This is a genomic window from Candidatus Kerfeldbacteria bacterium (assembly GCA_016214565.1).
Lineage (GTDB): Bacteria > Patescibacteriota > Patescibacteriia > UBA10025 > JAHIVO01 > JAXDBW01.
Genome location: JACROE010000002.1, coordinates 1 through 17,957, shown reverse-complemented (window position 1 = coordinate 17,957; position 17,957 = coordinate 1). Strand labels below are relative to the sequence as shown.

Here is a 17,957-nt window from a genome sequence, read left to right as displayed (position 1 = left end):
CAACCAAATCTATGAATAATTTACTAATCCAGTCGGCCAGGCATGAAAAAATCAGAGCTGCTGTTTAGCGCAATTTTAGTGCCCGTCGACTACTGTATGGTAGTCATCGCGGGCATTTTTGCATACAATCTCCGTTTTTTTTCGTTTTTCACGGAAATCCGGCCAGTGTTTTACGAAATTGATTTTCGTGAATTTTTTACCATTATATTGGTCGTGGCCGGCATTTACGTCATTACATTTGCCATGTCAGGTCTGTATGCTATCAAAAGCACTCGCCGGTTAATTGATGAGGTGTCGAAAGTTATTGTGGCCGGCTCTGCGGCAATTGCCATAGTTATTATTATCATCTTTTTTCAGCGGGAGCTATTTTCATCCCGCTTTATTATTTTATCTGGCTGGATTCTTACCATTATTATGGTAATTATTGGCCGTTCGCTGGTACGCATGGTACAGCGATATTTTTTGAAGCGCGGGATCGGTTTGCATAATGTCATTATTGTCGGCGATGACGCGACCACGGAAGATATTGTGAAACAGATTTATCAGCGGCCGACGCTCGGGTATCGCATTGTTGAGCGGAGTGCTCAGTTTGACGAAGAATTTCAAGCTCGATTGATTGAAAAAATGAAATCAACCCATATTGATGAATTGATTCTCGGCAATCCCACCATCGATCGTCAGCAGGTGCTCGCTATGCGAAATTTTTGTACGGATCATCATCTGATTTATAAATACGCCACCGACCTCTTTGAAGTACAGCCCACGCATGTGGAAATCAATACCATTGCAGACATACCCATCATTGAAGTTCGTCGAACCAAGCTGGATGGATGGGGGAAAATTGCGAAACGGAGCGTCGACCTCGTATGTTCGAGTCTTGGTTTGATCATACTTTCTCCAGTATTTTTGTTAATTTCTTTGATTGTCATGATCGATTCTCAGGGTGGCATCTTTGTTCGATTGGAACGAATTGGGTACAAAGGAAAGCGATTTCGGCTATATAAGTTCCGCTCCATGGTGCGCAATGCAGAAACGCTGAAAAAGGATTTGGTTGAGTTGAATGAACGCGCTGATGGACCGTTATTTAAAATCAAGAACGATCCGCGAATTACTCGCGTGGGCCGATTTTTGCGCAAGACAAGCCTCGATGAATTGCCGCAACTGTATAATGTTTTGCGCGGGGAGATGAGCCTGGTAGGGCCACGTCCGCATGAACCAGAAGAGGTGTCTCGGTATGAGCGCTGGCAGCGGAAGTTATTGATGATAAAACCAGGTATGACCGGATTGGCGCAGATTTCAGGCCGTTCAGAATTGCGTTTTGAGGAAGAAGCTCGGCTTGATCTCTACTATGTGGAGAATTGGTCACCTGCGCTGGATATTCGCATTATTATTAAAACCCCGTGGGTCGTCGTGACCGGCAAATCCGCAGCATAACGTCATGAAACTCGCACTTGTCCATGATCATCTGAATCAGCTTGGAGGGGCAGAACGCGTATTGCGGTCATTGGTGGAATTGTATCCAGATGCACCGCTGTATACGCTGATTTACGATGCAGCAAAAACAAATCACGAGTTTGACGGTGTTACTATTCACGAATCATTTATTGCGCGCATGCCTTTTGCTCGCCGGAAGTTTCGGTGGTATTTACCGATGATGGTTGCCGCAACCGAAAGTTACGATCTAAATAAATACGATGTGGTACTCTCGGATAGCTCTGGGCTCGCCAAGGGTGTCCTTACGTCGCCCGATACATTTCATGTATGTTATTGCCATACACCAACTCGCTATTTATGGAGCGATCATAATGAAGTGATTGATAAATTAGAGCGTAATCGGCTCGTCGGTCGTATGTCGCTGCTGTATCGGAGCTATTTGCGGATGTGGGATCGGATGGCCGCTGATCGTGTGGATTTATTTATTGCGAATTCAAAATTTGTCGCCGATCGCATTAAGAAATATTATCGAAAGGAGAGTCTGGTCATAGAGCCGCCGGTTTACGCCGATCAGTTTCAGATAAGTTCAGAGATTGACGACTATTTTTTAATTGTGTCACGTTTGCGCCCTTATAAGCGAGTTGACCTGGCGATTCAGGCCTTTAATAAATTAGGGTTGCCACTCTATATTATTGGCGATGGTGAGGAAGAGGAGCGCTTGCGCGCGATGGCTGGGCCGACAATCAAGTTTCTTGGTTACGTCTCTGATGCAGAAAAAAGCAAATATTTATCTCGTTGCCGAGCGTTTATTCATCCTCAAGAAGAGGATTTTGGAATTACGCCGGTGGAAGCAATGGCGTCGGGACGACCGGTGATCGCCTACGGAGTAGGCGGCGCGGTGGAGACGGTAATCCCTGGGAAAACCGGGACATTGTTTGACGAACAAAGCTGGGAAGCGTTGGCTGATACGATTATTCATTTTAAACAAGAGCAGTTTCATCCCGAGGAAATTCGTAATCATGCACTTCAGTACGATGTCCGGAGATTTAAGGAACGAATTGACGCAGCGGTACGTGAGGCTTGGCAAAACTTTAAAAAAAAGTAATACTATGATTATTATGCAAACAACCATTCCTTTGGTAAAATTCCGTTTTCTCATCATTGGCATGACATTGCTCGGCGGTGTTATCGCGCTGTTATTTGCGCTGACCGCAGCAGTCCAATTTGATACATCCATTTCGTTTTCGATAAATCGAACCAATACTCTCGAAACCCAGCAATATCAATACGATGGGTATTATGCCATTCAAGCATCTGATTTATTTTCCCAGACTGTCATGAGTTGGTTTTTGACACCCTCCGTACTACTCGAGATATATGACAGTGCTGAGATTGACCCAAATATTTCGTCAATTGAAGAATTAACCTCCCGATTTAAAACGCGCAAATACTCACCTCAGAATATCGTGGTGCGGTATCAAGAAAGGGATCGGCCAACCGCGGACCGCATTGCTCAGGCAATAACTGCAGTCGTTGAACAGCGCGCTGCCGAAGCCAATAAGACTATCGAACAGGAGGCACTTTTTGAGGTTAAGGGCGGTACGCCCGTTATTGTGGAGAAAAAGCCATCTGCAATTATTAATACGATTATTGGATTGGTCGCTGGATTTGTATTAAGCGTGGTGACAGTATACAGTTTTGAGTATATTCGTCGTCCGGGCGCTGTTCCGACCCAATCATAAATACGCGATGCGCATTGGCGTCGATATTCGATCATTGATCGAACCATATCCCTCGGGAGTCAGCGTGTATACCGAAAAACTCCTTCGTGCCATGGTCCGAATCGGTAGTGAACATACGTTTCACTTGTTTTGTAGTGGCTTAACGTCGCTGCCGAGATCGATTACACATTGGCTAACCGCTGAACCCCGGGTTACACTGACGCACCAGCGCTGGCCAAATAAGCTTTCTAACCTGATCCATATCGGTTTAGGACGACCGTACCTCGATACGGCTGTCGGAGGTGTGGATGTATGGTTTATGCCCAATATGATGTTTGGCCAGGTATCCCGACACACCCCACTTGTTTTAACGGTGCATGATTTATCATTTCGCTATCCAAATTTTTTTAACCACCGAGGAAATTGGTGGCATCGGCTGGTGCGGCCCGGACATCTTATGCGACAGTCCCAGCGGATCATCAGCGTCTCGGAAAATACCAAGCGAGATATCGTGGCGACCTATGGCATCGCTCCTGAACGTATAACGGTGATTCAGCTGGGCATTGAAGCACAATTATTTGCGGCGGTACCAGACCAGGCAGTTGAAAAAATACGTAATCGTTATCATTTGGAACGGCCGTATGTATTGTCAATTGGAACAGTTAATCCGCGGAAGAATATTGACGGATTGATTGCTGCATGGGGAATTGTTACTCGTCAAACTCAAGGAGCGTACGAATTAATTATTGCAGGACACGCTGGCATGTCGCGTAGCAATGCGCAGTTATCCCGTGTTCGTTTCGTTGATTACGTGCCAGAAGCTGACAAGCCAGCCTGGTATCGCGGTGCGGCGGCGTTTGTCTATCCTTCGTACTTTGAAGGATTTGGACTTCCCATTCTTGAAGCAATGGCTGCACGCGTCCCCGTGGTCACCAGCGCCGCACCTGCGCTCGGGGAAGTAGGGTCAGACGGAGTTTTAATGACTGATCCCTATGATGCTGCCGGGTTGGCCGAGGCAATATTTCGGGTATTACAGGATCATGATCTCCGTCGCGCTTTGATAGCTCGTGGGTCAGCTCGCGTACAGCAGTTTTCTTGGGAGCGGGCGGCTCAGGCTACTCTGGCGACATTAATGACAGCATCAAAATTATGAAAATAGGGATTGACGCTCGATTTTATGGCACCGGCGCGAAGGGTTTGGGTCGGTATACAGAAAAATTAGTAACTCACCTTGAGAAGATCGATGATCATAATGAATATGTAATTTTTTTGCGCAAAGAAAATTGGGACGAATATACTCCGCGCAATCCTCGGTTTGAAAAAAGATTAGCTAATTTTCGTTGGTATACCATCATTGAGCAAATATGGTTACCGTGGGTGCTGTGGCGTGCGCGGCTGGACCTGATGCATTTTCCGCATTTTAATGTTCCTTTATTATATCGGCGACCGTTTGTAGTTACGATTCACGATCTTATCTTAACGAAGTACCCCACACAACGCGCCACAACACTGGGGCCGCTCCTATATCGAATAAAGCACTGGGCATACCATATCATTATTCGCCGAGCTGTGCGTCAGGCGCGTCGTATTATTGCAGTGTCGAAATATACTAAACAAGAAATTGTGCACCATTTTGGCGTTGACCCTCAGCATATTAGCGTAACGTATGAAGCGGTAGATACTCCCATGCAAGAGGCAGCCAGCGACCTGAACGTTCTCGAACAGTATTCAATCAAGCAGCCATATATTTTGTACGTTGGAAATGTTTATCCGCACAAAAATAGCGAAGGTCTTATTGAAGCATTTATTCAGCTGCGCCAGACCCATCCGAACGTTCAACTAGTTTTGGTTGGTAGACAGGATTATTTTGTGAAACGTTTACAAAAAATTGTTGAGGCCAGCGGTATTGCGCACGCCGTACGTTTCACGGGGTATGTGCCTGATGGAGAACTGCCATCATTATATCGCCATGCTGCCGCATACGTTTTCCCTTCTTTTTGCGAAGGATTCGGTTTGCCGGGATTGGAGGCGTGCGCGTTTGGTGTGCCGGTGGCCGCCAGCGACAATTCTTGCTTGCCGGAGATATTAGGTGATGCGGCATTATATTTTGATCCGCATAATCATGAAGATATTGCTCGGCAAGTATCCGTCTTACTTGATAATGCCCACGTAGCTGCAGATATGCGCGAGCGGGGTTATAAGCGGATTCGGCAATTTAGCTGGGACATAATGGCCGAACGAACGCGTGACTTGTATGAAGCAGCGTGATACTATAGAGTAATATTCTAGGAAATTATGCCACGCGTTCGCCAACATCAGCCACAATCTATGCCTATTCGACCACGATCCGGTTTTACCGGAGTGCCGCGAGAGAATGTAATTGACTTGCGTGCGATGCGCAAGCAGGAATTGCAGCATATTGATCAGCCCCGCGAATCACGCTGGAAACAGCTGATCGAGCGTGCGACAACGTGGTGGACCGCACGACGAACGAAGCGGGTAATTGAAGAGGGGCGACAGACTCGGGAATCGGTGATCGTTTCACGGTATCCTCATGCGTCATTGTCACAGCCGATAGCACAGCCAAAGGCACCTGTGCCGACCGTTACAACAACATCGAATCAAGTCCGTTTAATGCATTTTACGTTGCCTGCCGGGTGGCCAAAACGACTGGTTGGTTTTGCTACCATGTGCCTCGTTATTATTTTGCCGATTATAGGTTTCACCGTCTACCAGCGTGCAGTGCGGGCGGAGGGTACGGTACTTGGTATTTCTTCAAATGCCTATGATGAACTGCAAGCTGCCGGTGGAGCAGTAACAGACACGGATTTTATTTCAGCCGCTGAGCGTTTCCGCAATGCCGCGACAGAATTTTCCGCTGCTTCAACCGAACTAGATGCTGCGGGGGGCGTTGTTACCAGCATTGCGACTGCATTGCCAGGAAAAGTGAAGAGCGCTTCAGCGCTACTGGAAGCAGGCACCCATCTGAGTCAAGCCGGGGCACAGATCACCGAATTAATAAGCCTGCTTCAAGCGCAAACACCAGGCACCGCTGGGGTTTCTGATGATTCTACACTGACGTCGTATTTAGCAATCGCCAGTGGCCAGCTTGATCCAATTATTGGAGAAATTGAAGCGGGGACAGCAGCACTGGCAAATGTTCGGATTAATGATTTGCCCGAGGAGTACCGAGCTCCGATTCAGGCGCTGCAGGAGAGTGCACCACAGCTCAACCAGCGGCTTCGTGATGCGTCTGAATTGTCCGATGTGTTACTATATATTTTGGGTCATGACGCACCTCGTCGATATTTATTAGTGTTCCAAAATAATCGCGAACTTCGTCCCACCGGTGGATTCATGGGTTCAATCGCTCTGGTTGATATGTATCGCGGTGCAGTACAGGAAATTGCGGTACCTGGTGGCGGTATTTATGACATTGCCGGCCAGCTCAAGGACAAATTGATTTCCCCGAAGCCACTCTGGATCGTAAATCCACACTGGAATATACAAGATAGTAATTGGTTTCCTGATTTTCCCACCTCAGCGAAGAAAACCATGTGGTTTTTTGAGCGTACCGGTGGCACCTCTGTTGACGGAGTCCTGACACTCACTCCTACGGTCATTGAGCGGCTCTTGGAAATCACTGGACCACTGGATATGCAGGAGCGATATGGCGTGACGGTTGATGCCAGTAATTTTGTGCGTGAGGCGCAGGTCTGGGCAGAAGTGACCTATGATCGCGAAGAAAATCAGCCGAAACGATTTATTGGAGACATGATGCCGCTATTGATGAATAAAGTATTTAATGCGGAGCCAGCGCAGCTATTATCTGTTGTTGAAGTCATGCTCAATTCATTGCAGGATCGCAATATGCTCGTGTATTTCACTGACGCTGATGCGCAGGCGGCAATTCATGAACAAGGCTGGGATGGCGCACTGGCACAACCCGATGGTGATTATTTGGCGGTGGTCAATACTAATATCGGCGGGGGAAAGACCGATCAAGTCATTGACCAGCTGATCGAGCATACCGCAACAATCGAATCTGACGGTTCAGTAATCGATACGGTGCGCATCACGCGTAGTCATACCGGTAGCCCGTTTGATAAATTTGCCGGGCAGGCAAACGTGTCCTATGTGCGATTATATGTACCGCAGGGGAGCGAATTCTTAACCGCCGAGGGATTTGATGAGATGGTTAGCTCGCGTTTCAAGTTACCCGATACTGATGCGAAGGAGGATGCGGACCTTGCGACGATTGAAACTGATTCAATTATTAACGAACAAACAAATACACGCATTACGAATGAATTTGGCAAAACAGTTTTTGGAAATTGGATGAGTATTGATCCAGGAGAGTCTCAAACGATGACCATTACCTATCGACTTCCCGGGCGCTTAGATTTCAGCGGTTGGTGGAATCCGACTGATGTCTATTCATTGTATCTACAGCAGCAGCCAGGCGCGCCAGTTTCCGGTGTGATTAGCCGGGTGACGACTAATCCCGACTTGGATATTCGCTGGACTTCTGGAGACGTGGATACCGATACCCATACCGCCACCTGGAGAGAAGATTTGCTTGGCGACCGAGTTATTAGGACGCTCATCGAGGGCTAGAACGATAGCTAGTTTGAGGCCTATTGAGGGCCTTTTTGTTTTATCTAATATTAGCCATGAATAATTCATTGTGGATAACTTTTTGGCTAATGATCGAAAAAAAGCATTTCTAATATCCCCAGCCAACCCTTGACGGTGTACAGCCTTCGCGATATACTCTTCTGTTACGCTATTGATTCTTTTACATTATCAATAAACTCTTTGAGGAGAGAGTCACCGCAAACGCCGGTGGAAATGCGTTTGGTACAAGCCATGAATAGCGTACTATCGTAGTATTGCGTTCACGTTGGTTATAACAACCAATAACTCAAGCAAAAAACGTCTCTCCCTCAAATCACGGAAAGACGTTTTTTGTAAACTTAAAAACTCCTTTAAGAAAGTAGTTTTCAATGCTTTCCGCAAAGCTGCAGTATCGCTTGCCCGACATAAAGTCGATGCTCGCGATGCTTCAACAGTTTGTTCGTAGGGAAAAGGAGGACGAGTAATGGGTGCCACCATGAGATAGTCGTGATCCGGTTTCGACTGGAACATAACTACCTCTGGCATTCGGTGCGTCGGTCACCTCGGTGACCAAAGGCGCGCCTCTCGAATCCTTCTCCCTACACACAAATTGCACATCCCTTATCTTCTATCATCCGCCCTAGGGCACCTAACGCATCTTTTGATGAATTACGTGCCCTCCCTCCTTCAGCGGTTAATGGGTTATCTCATTAATTGCTGAAGGAGGGAAACTGAATGATCTTTGACTTTAAGTAAGGAGTAAGTCATGAGTACGTCCATTAAGGTTCTGTTGATTGGAGCCGCATTTGTACTTGAGCAAGTCATTGCTCATTTTATTGGCTCTTGGCTTTTTAGCCAAACTAGGCCGTTTGATATTAACGGTTTGATGTTATTCAATGTAATGCTGCTGGCAGTACTCTATGAGTACAAAGTAATAAAAGTTAGCAAGTAAATTGTTAACAAGACCTGCCACAATGTCAGCAGTTAAGCATCGTCAGTTTATGGATGATGAAAAATACGCTTCGTATTTCCATCATCCACTTTCTCCAGCGATTAATCGGTTATCTGGTTGATTGCTGAAGAAAGGAAATTAACTAAAGTGCTCTAACCTTAACAACTGAGGTTGCCATGAAAAGATGGAATCATCCGTCGTCAGTATCCACACATCGTCTGGGGGATCTCATCCCTCGTCGGTTGCAGCAGGAACTACGAGACATGGTTCGTCGGAGCCAGTATGTGCATGGAACCGTAAAGACGGTGCCGAACAAACCTCATTGACGCTCCGCCCGCCCGTCCTTAGGCCAGTCGTAAATCTTAGGATTTATTACTGGCCTACTTTCTCCAGCGATAAATGGGTAACCCGTTGATTGTTGAAGAAAGGAGTTTTTTACAAACTAGTCACCGAAATGGAGGGGTAGTCTGGTATACACCTGGCATATGCTGCGCGGTACCCACTGCGTTATGTGCCTGGATATGCCGTTGTCCGTCAGTCCGATTTATCGGACATAAGGCGGGCGGCTCGCCTCCACTTCGGTGGTTAGATAGAACGTGTTCATTGTAATAATAGAAAGTGAGGATGGTATGTCTTATGAACCTTTGCGGATTGTAACGTCCGCAATACTTGTTACCAGTATCTGTACCGTGTACTGGTTCATCGTCAAGTGGCATAGCGGAAAGAAGCAGACAGCCTGGGCGTGGACTATTGGGTTTTTTCTTTTTTGGGGGATCTATCTCGTAGTACCGTTGCCGGCGATTGATCATCAGTGGCCAACCAGTGGATTTATGAAATACTACATCCGCGATATTGGCACTCATCTGATGCCGGTTCCGTTTTGGCTGGTCGGTATGGTACTCAGTGTGTATACAGGAACTGTGGTTCCTATCAACGCAGCATCTGAAAAAAAGGTGTTTCAAACAATCGCCACATTCCTCATCGGATGGGGCGTAGGAGTACCAATAACATACTTCTACTTCTACACTCACTAAGTTATCGGAGGGCGTCAATGCATTTTAACCACTTGCATTGATTGCCCTCCACTCCTTTTTTGAATATTGAATAAGGTTTCAATGCTCAAAAAAGCAGTATCTTGACATTTTACTAAATCGCAACTATACCAAATATCGTGCTTACCTGTGTGTACGCATCAGCAAGCTGTCGGCAAGTAATGTAATAGACGAGTCCACAACCACTGGTTTTGGAAAATCTCTCTCCTCAAATGTTCTAAAAATTGTATTTAGGACATTTCCAATAATCAGAGGTACCAATTGGGCTTGTCGCTTGTCGGCAGCTTTTTGGTTTGCCTGAGACCCTTCTCTGACTCAGGGCGACCTTGAGGTCCTTCGCTACGCTCAGGATGGTTTGCATTGCAAACCATTTTACGACACACTAAAGGATAACAAGACTTGAAAAATGTTAATAAAGTTGGTATAATTTTTTTACTATGTTTGTGAAGATTTGGCGAAAGCTAACCACCACCCTTACCGGTGGGGCAATTATTATCGCCGGCGCCTCAGTTGTCAGCCGGCTTTTTGGATTGATTCGCGATCGCTTACTCGCTTCCCAATTTGGAGCCGGGGATACACTGGATGTGTATTACACTGCGTTCCGTATTCCTGATTTGATTTTTAATGTACTGGTACTGGGAGCACTTTCGGCTGCTTTTATCCCTGTGTTTGTACAGTACATTGAGCGTGCAAAAATTGATCCTTCTGAACGGCAGTCAGTTTGGTATTTAGCCAACGCAATGATGAATATTCTACTGTTTGGTTTAGTTGTATTTGGGATTGTGTTATTTATTTTTGCGCCGCAATTAGTCCCGTTTATCGCACCTGGCTTTACGCCAGAAAAACAGCATATGGTGGCTCAGATGACACGAATTATGCTTTTATCAATAATCTTTTTTGGTGCCAGTAATATACTGACCGGCATTCTTAATTCTTTTAAACGCTATGTTAGTTTTGCATTTGCGCCGGTGCTGTACAATGTTGGCATTATCGTAGGTATTATTTTTTGGGTGCCCGATTATGGTATCTATGGACTTGCTTATGGAGTTGTTTTTGGTTCATTATTGCATCTGCTTGTTCAGGTACCAAGTGTACTGAAGCTCGGATATCGGTATGCATTTGTAGTTGATCGTAAACATCCCGGAGTACGAGAAATTGGACGACTCATGCTACCGCGAACATTTGGTTTAGCGGTTAATCAGATTGACCAATTGATTAGTGTTATCATAGGTTCGACCCTGGCAGCCGGTTCAGTCGCAATTTTTAATTTTGCTTCAAACCTTCAGCATTTTCCGATCAACGTATTTGGCGTTTCACTAGCCGTTGCGTCTTACCCCTTTTTTAGTGAAGCCTCAGCGAGAAAAGACAGTGACATGTTTGTGATGCATTTTTCTACAACGTTTCGACGAATTTTATTCCTCATTATTCCTACCTCTGTTCTCATATTATTGCTGCGTGCTCAAATTGTTCGAGTCGTGCTGGGAGCTGGCGCGTTTGATTGGTCTGATACATATTTAACTGCTCAAGCGTTGGGTTTTTTTGCATTGTCTTTATTCGCTCAGAGTACCATACCATTATTAACTCGTTCGTTTTACGCCTGGCACGATTCGAAGACGCCCGTCAAGATTGGAATTTGGACGATGATATTAAATGTAGTTGGTGGCATTATGCTTAGCCGGATGATGGGTGTGATGGGACTAGCGCTGTCTTTTTCCATCACCAGCTTCGTACAAATGGCGGTGCTTCTAATGCTGCTTCGTCGTGCCCGAGGGTATCTCGATGACAGAAAGATTATTAATTCGGTTCTGAAAATATTGGTGATTTCTGCGATGATGGCAGCAGTCGTTATTGCTGCTAAATACATACTTGCTTTGGGGGTTAATATGCAAACTTTTGTCGGCATAATGGTGCAAGGCATTGGAGCCACCGTAGTAGGCGTAGTTTCGTACCTCATATTTGCCCTCGTTTTTCGCTGTGACGAAATAACTATTATTACGCATTGGTTCCGACGAGCGCGTCAACAATTAAGTAATGGGAGGCCAACCGAATGATTCCCTTGAAGCAAATTCGAAATTTTTGCATCATTGCGCATATCGATCATGGCAAATCAACACTTGCGGATCGACTATTAGAATTGACGAAAACGGTTGACCCGCGTCACATGAAAGCGCAATTATTGGACCAGATGGAGCTCGAGCGTGAGCGTGGGATAACTATCAAACTACAGCCGGTGCGCATGGAGTATAATGGTTATATTTTGAATCTTATTGATACGCCCGGGCATGTCGATTTTACCTATGAAGTCTCGCGTTCGCTGGCTGCGGTTGAGGGCGCCTTGCTATTGGTTGACGCGAGTCAGGGGATCGAGGCACAGACACTGGCGAATTTGTATTTAGCACTTGATCAAAATTTGACCATTATACCGGTCATTAATAAAATTGATTTACCAAATGCTAATGTTGATCAAGTTCGTGCAGATTTGGTGCAATTGCTCGGGTGTCGTCCAGAAGAAATTTTAGCTGTGTCAGCAAAAACCGGGCTCAATGTTGAACAAATAATTGCTGCAGTAATTGGACGAGTACCGCCGCCCGTGGGCGATACTACAGCGCCAGTGCAAATGCTGGTGTTTGATTCATTCTATGATACCTATAAGGGGGTGGTGGTATATGGACGTGTCTTTAATGGTACCATCCAACACCATGAACAACTCAAATTAATGGCACGTAGTGTTGTTTCCGATGTTGAGGAAATTGGTTATTTCAAGCCGGGGCTTACTCCGCGTGAATCGCTTCAGGCGGGTGAAATCGGGTACATTGTTACCGGACTGCGCGACATTCAGCACAGTCGTGTTGGCGATACAGTGACGACGGTGCGTCAACCTGCTACCCAGGCGGTGCCTGGGTACCGAGAACTGAAGCCTATGGTTTTTGCCGGAATCTATTGCAAAGAGGGGGATGCGTATGAAGAACTGCGTGATGCTATAAGCAAGGTCGCCTTGACTGACGCTTCACTCGTGTACGAGCCGGATCACTCAGAAGCACTGGGGTTTGGGTTCCGTTGCGGATTCCTCGGGATGTTACATTTAGAAATATTTCAAGAACGCATACGTCGGGAACACCATGTAGCAATTGTTGTGACCGCGCCTTCGGTCGCATATCGCGTTACGCTCAGTAAGGCGGGGATCCACAACCGTCAGCGCAAAGACAAACGGTTTTCCGGCACAACCATCGTTGTCACCAATCCGCATGAATTACCCGAAGCCACTCATATTGATCGGGTGGAAGAGCCATGGATGCGCGTTGACATTGTTACCCCGAGTAGCTCCATTGGGCCCATCATGACTATGGTACAGGAAAAACGCGGTGTTTTTAGCACCACCGAGTATTTAGATGCCGAGAAAGCAGTGCTTCATTATGAAGTGCCCTTAGCTAGTCTCTTGGTTGATTTTTATGATACACTGAAGAGTATCAGTGCTGGTTATGCTTCATTAAATTATGATTTTCTGAACTATCGTCCTTGTGTGGTTCAGCGCATGGATATCATTGTAGCCGAAGATCCCGTCGAGGCATTGGCATCGATTGTATATAGCGCTGATGCTTATCGGATTGGCCGTACCGTTGTTGATCAATTAAAGGAAGTAATCCCGCGGCAGATGTTTGAGGTTAAGATTCAGGCCAGCCTTGGTGGAAAGATTATTGCATCCAGCCGCATATCCGCAATGCGAAAAGACGTTACCGCCAAACTCTATGGTGGTGATGTCACTAGAAAACGCAAACTCCTAGAGAAACAGAAAAAAGGCAAGCAGCGCATGCGGAGTATGGGTACAGTGGATATCCCACCCGAGGCGTATCGGGCCGTCCTAAAACGCTGATGAACCAGAAAAGGCTGGCAGGAAAGTAAAGAAGAGCATACTGAGGACGCCTATGATGACGATGATGAGCCAGATGATTCGAATTGTTTTTTTATGCATAGTATCTATTTACTATAGTATTACCCATGTTTGAACAGCGGTTACAAAAAATGCTGAAAGCTGAGGAACTTGTGGTGATGATCGTGCGTAAATACGCGCTGGTGTTCACGGGAAGCGTGGTGATAGCTGCAGGGTTTATTATAGCACCATTTTTCTTTATGGTGCCACTGGTGCGCTGGGGATTACCGGGAATCGTAATATTTGTAGTAACCCTCTGCATCGGAGTATTTCTTGGAGCGCGGATCGGCTATGTATATACGTTTAACGTATTTGTTATCACGGAAGATCGTATTATCGATCTTGACCAACGCGGTTTTTTCGATCGAACTGTTTCTGAAACGACCTACGAGAAAATTCAAGACGTCAGCATACGTATTAAAGGTATTGCCCAGACTGTATTTCATTACGGTAGTGTCATCATTCAGACGGCAGGCAATCAGGCAAATATTGAGCTGCACGGAGTGAAAAATCCAGAATTAGTCCAGCAAAGCATTATCAGCGTGCAACGGTCGCATCAAGAAGCTGAAACATCAACCGATAATTCAACCAGTTAGCATGTTGTATTTATTTAATAGATTTGTTCCATATATAAGCGCAATCCTTATTGCCTCGACATTTGCTATTTGGTCGATTCGTCCAACCTGGATTGTTGGAGTAGGAATTACATTTTTACTCATAGCATTCGGCTCAGTTTGGTCATTAACTCACGAACAGTCAGGGGATACACACTTTTTTCAATTCATTACTACACCGCTTGCGTTAATAATTTGCGCCACTTGCTTTTTCGTATTTATTGATAATGATGTAGTGCGGTGGATATTTGTTGGAGGCATTTCGATTATATTTACTCTTTTATTGAAAAATATTTTTTCATTTCTTCATCAAACGGAAAAGTATCAGCCATACGCGTTGGAGAATATATATAGTTATAGTAATCTCCTAGCCTTATTTTTATTATATGGGAGTGCCTTTGGGGCAAACATTTTGATTGGCTGGCGATTTTGGCCGCTTTTTTTGATTATTTTGTTTGCAAGTGGATTTCTTTATTCACGAACCCTTTGGTCGTATAAGATTTCATGGAAAGCCGGCCGCTTTTTCACATTGATCGCCGGGTTAACTATGGCTGAATTGGCGTATGTGTTGAGTTTTTTACCAGTGAGTTACGTGGTGAGCGCTATTACCGTTACCTGCGCGTATTATTTATTTATGAATATTTCTAAAGATTACCTAAAGGATTCTTTATCTGCGAGCGGGGTACGCGCGTATGTGCTCATCGCCGGAGGAATTATTTTGGCCGTATTTTTAACTACTAAATGGATCTAACAGCATGAAACCACGCACGAGTCCGACCTCACCTAAAGTCATTGCCGAAGAAGGCAGTGACATTGAAAAATTATATGGAACTCAATTAAAATCATTTGATCGTCCGCGTGTCGCCCCACGTCCGTCAATGGTGTGGCTTATGATGATTTTGATTATTGGATTTGCGGCTGGTATTGTTGGGCAGTTATCACTGATTTGGTTCTCGAACGAACTACCTTTTCTTGAGCAATTAGGGTTTTCTTCGAGTGATTCCCCCTCAGTTGTCTTGACTTCACGGAATAAAGATCGCGTTCTAACCGCCGAGCAGGTAGAGACGATCGCTCAGGACCTCGACCATACGCTGGTGACTATCTACCCCGCACACACCTCAAGCGCGGGCTTAGAAAACCAGTATGTAAGCAGTGAAAAAGTCGGTGAAGGATTTGTCATTACAGAGGATGGATACGTCATTATTGACGCAACTACCGTTGTCGATGATCAGTCGTATGTAGCCATTGGCTATGATGGAAGCGTGTACGCTGTTTCGAGCGTAATGCGCGATTCAGCTACGCCGTACGCTATATTAAAATTAGATGCGAATAAACTATCTACGGTTGCATTTAGCGACATTGATAGCATCAGAAATTCTGAAGAGGTGGTCGCTTTAGCGCGTGATACTGGCAGCCGTGGCCCGCGAATTTTAAAAACGTCGATCCAGCAGACTAGGTATTACCCAGTATCGACGGGCGCCGATCTTTATTTTTCAACTGATCGTTATCAAGCACGGGTGCTGCTCGGCAGCGCGCTTGATTCTGATTTTCTGCATGCCGTTGTTTTTACTCTAGATAAAAAAGCCTTAGGCATTTTGGTGCGAGAACATGATACCTATGTGGTTGTTCCATTTTCATACGTATCAAACATTCTCGAATCAAGCTTCGTAAGCGGACGGATTATCCGCCCATCGTTTGGAGTACATTATGTTACGCTGGATATGCTTGCTGACGGAAGCCGTATAGCTGATGGGGCATCCCAAGGCGCCTATATTACTAGCTTCGGTTCCGAGTCAGGGGTCGTCAGCGGTAGCCTTGCTGAAAAAGCAGGCATTCAGATAGGTGATATCATAACCGAAATTAATAGCACACCACTGACCGAGTCTGAAACATTAAGCGAACTCATTCTTAATCATGAGGCAGGCGATACGTTAGCAGTGACGCTGATACGGGATGGGACCTCACAAAAAATAAATTTGACTATTGAGTAATGTTCATGCAATTACGCGTGTGGCAGATTATTAGTCTATTGGGGGTCATTATTGTAATTTCCGTATGCCTAATAAAACCGGTATATGGGCAAACTGGCGATTCATTGGTAGTTAGCTTTGTCGGCGAAAAGCAGGCAGTTGCGGTCCCCATTATTGAGGCAGGCGATACAGAAGCGGTTCGAGCCTGGTTAGCCATGCAGCCGGAAGTTGCGATGGTAGGGGGTAATTATCGCTATGAAGCGGTTCGCATTCCCAATGATGCATATTATTCGTCGCAAAATTATTTGCGCTATGTTAATACACCCCCAAGCTGGGATCAGACGATCGGCTCCCGAAGCGTGGTGGTTGCGGTATTAGATACGGGGGTAGACACGAATCATCCTGATCTTGCTAAGAATATTTGGGTAAACACGGGTGAGATTCCTACTAATGGTATTGATGATGATGTGAATGGGTATATCGATGATCGTAATGGTTGGAACGCCATAGATGATTCTGGCGATCCTAATCCTGATTTTGATCCCGGGTGGGTTGAATCAGGCGTGCATCATGGGACAGCGGTAGCTGGCATCATTGGTGCGGTTGGAAATAATGGTATCGGTGTTTCCGGGGTTGCCTGGGCTACCCGCATTATGCCCGTTCGGGTGCTCGACAGCACTGGGAGTGGTTATACAGTCGATGTATACAACGGCATCCAATATGCAATAGCAAATGGCGCGCACATTATTAATTTGAGTCTCGTCGGCGCTGAATTGGACCCATTTTTAGCGCTCGCGATCAATGACGCTTATGCTGCGGGCGTTTTAGTGGTGGCTGCTGCGGGGAATGACTTACTTGATCTCGATGAATTTCCAGTCTATCCTGCTTGTTTGCAACATGTTTTAACAGTAGGTGGCGTTGATGCGCAAAATCATCTTGCTCTCTTTACGAGCCAAGGTGAAGTGATCGGAGGGTCTAATTATGGGAGCGCGTGTATTGATCTGGTGGCTCCAGCAAAAAATATTTTTTCTACGGGTGTGTATGAGCCCAGTAAGACACATCCAGTGACAGGTGTGAGATTGGATGATTATTACCTCGGGGGGTGGTCGGGCACTTCGTTTGCCAGTCCGATTATTGCTGGCGCTGCCGCTTTATTGAAATCATATAATGCCAGTCTCACCCCTGATCAGCTTATTCAGATTTTGAAGCAAAATGCTCGTGGTTTAGATTCTGTCAATCCTGACTACCGTGGTCAAATGGGATCGGGACTGGTCAATATCGCGGCAAGCGTTGGTTGGCTATTACCCTCTTCGCACCCGATTATTACTGCGGCTGGCAAGGGGGGCGGTCCGCACGTACGCCTGTTTAATACTGGTGGCGTTCTGCAGTCCCAATTTTTCGCCTATGCCACGACGTTTCGGGGTGGGGTGAATGTAGCAACTGGTGATATTGATGGTAATGGTATATATGAAATTATTACTGGCGCAGGCGCCGGTGGCGCTCCTCATGTCAGGGCTTTTGATGCACGCGGGAATTCGCTCTACAGTTTCTTCGCCTACGCCACGACGTTTCGGGGTGGGGTGAATGTGGCGGCTGGAGATGTCAATGGTGATGGCGTTGATGAAATTATTACGGGCGCAGGCGCCGGTGGCGCTCCTCATGTCAGGGT

Annotated in this window: 14 protein-coding genes; all 14 read left to right on the top strand. The window is 46.0% G+C overall.

Features of this window, described 5'->3' with window-relative positions; genetic code table 11:
• The first annotated feature begins 42 nt into the window (after positions 1–42).
• Complete coding sequence (locus HZC01_00075; protein ID MBI5037095.1) at positions 43–1,434, top strand: sugar transferase; 1,392 nt, start codon at positions 43–45, stop codon at positions 1,432–1,434.
• A gap of 4 nt (positions 1,435–1,438) precedes the next feature.
• Entirely contained in the window at positions 1,439–2,539 is a 1,101-nt protein-coding gene (locus HZC01_00070; protein ID MBI5037094.1) for a glycosyltransferase, read from the top strand.
• 4 nt (positions 2,540–2,543) lie between these two features.
• Complete coding sequence (locus tag HZC01_00065) at positions 2,544–3,176, top strand: hypothetical protein (GenBank protein MBI5037093.1); 633 nt, start codon at positions 2,544–2,546, stop codon at positions 3,174–3,176.
• Positions 3,133–4,308, top strand: a complete 1,176-nt coding sequence (locus HZC01_00060) for a glycosyltransferase family 4 protein (protein ID MBI5037092.1) — start codon at positions 3,133–3,135, stop codon at positions 4,306–4,308. Before HZC01_00065 ends, HZC01_00060 begins: the two co-directional genes overlap by 44 nt.
• Positions 4,305–5,423: a glycosyltransferase family 4 protein gene (locus HZC01_00055; GenBank protein ID MBI5037091.1), complete on the top strand. Its 1,119-nt coding sequence runs from the start codon at positions 4,305–4,307 to the stop codon at positions 5,421–5,423. The genes HZC01_00060 and HZC01_00055 overlap by 4 nt, the downstream gene beginning before the upstream one ends.
• 60 nt (positions 5,424–5,483) lie before the next feature.
• Positions 5,484–7,772: a DUF4012 domain-containing protein gene (locus HZC01_00050; protein MBI5037090.1), complete on the top strand. Its 2,289-nt coding sequence runs from the start codon at positions 5,484–5,486 to the stop codon at positions 7,770–7,772.
• 766 nt (positions 7,773–8,538) lie between these two features.
• Positions 8,539–8,724: a hypothetical protein gene (locus HZC01_00045; GenBank protein MBI5037089.1), complete on the top strand. Its 186-nt coding sequence runs from the start codon at positions 8,539–8,541 to the stop codon at positions 8,722–8,724.
• A 629-nt stretch (positions 8,725–9,353) separates the two neighbouring features.
• Positions 9,354–9,758: a hypothetical protein gene (locus HZC01_00040; GenBank protein ID MBI5037088.1), complete on the top strand. Its 405-nt coding sequence runs from the start codon at positions 9,354–9,356 to the stop codon at positions 9,756–9,758.
• A 455-nt stretch (positions 9,759–10,213) separates the two neighbouring features.
• Entirely contained in the window at positions 10,214–11,827 is a 1,614-nt protein-coding gene (gene murJ / locus HZC01_00035; GenBank protein MBI5037087.1) for a murein biosynthesis integral membrane protein MurJ, read from the top strand.
• The gene (gene lepA / locus HZC01_00030) at positions 11,824–13,647 is read left to right on the top strand and encodes an elongation factor 4 (GenBank protein MBI5037086.1); all 1,824 of its coding nucleotides are present in this window, start codon (positions 11,824–11,826) and stop codon (positions 13,645–13,647) included. Before murJ ends, lepA begins: the two co-directional genes overlap by 4 nt.
• Before the next feature lie 125 nt (positions 13,648–13,772).
• Positions 13,773–14,300: a PH domain-containing protein gene (locus HZC01_00025; protein ID MBI5037085.1), complete on the top strand. Its 528-nt coding sequence runs from the start codon at positions 13,773–13,775 to the stop codon at positions 14,298–14,300.
• A gap of 1 nt (position 14,301) precedes the next feature.
• Positions 14,302–15,069: a hypothetical protein gene (locus HZC01_00020; GenBank protein ID MBI5037084.1), complete on the top strand. Its 768-nt coding sequence runs from the start codon at positions 14,302–14,304 to the stop codon at positions 15,067–15,069.
• 4 nt (positions 15,070–15,073) lie between these two features.
• Positions 15,074–16,309 carry a serine protease gene (locus tag HZC01_00015; GenBank protein MBI5037083.1) on the top strand — a complete coding sequence of 412 codons (1,236 nt, stop codon included), beginning with the start codon at positions 15,074–15,076 and terminating at the stop codon, positions 16,307–16,309.
• A 5-nt stretch (positions 16,310–16,314) separates the two neighbouring features.
• Positions 16,315–17,957, top strand: a 1,643-nt coding sequence (locus HZC01_00010) for a S8 family serine peptidase (GenBank protein MBI5037082.1), incomplete at its 3' end; no start/stop codon positions are given.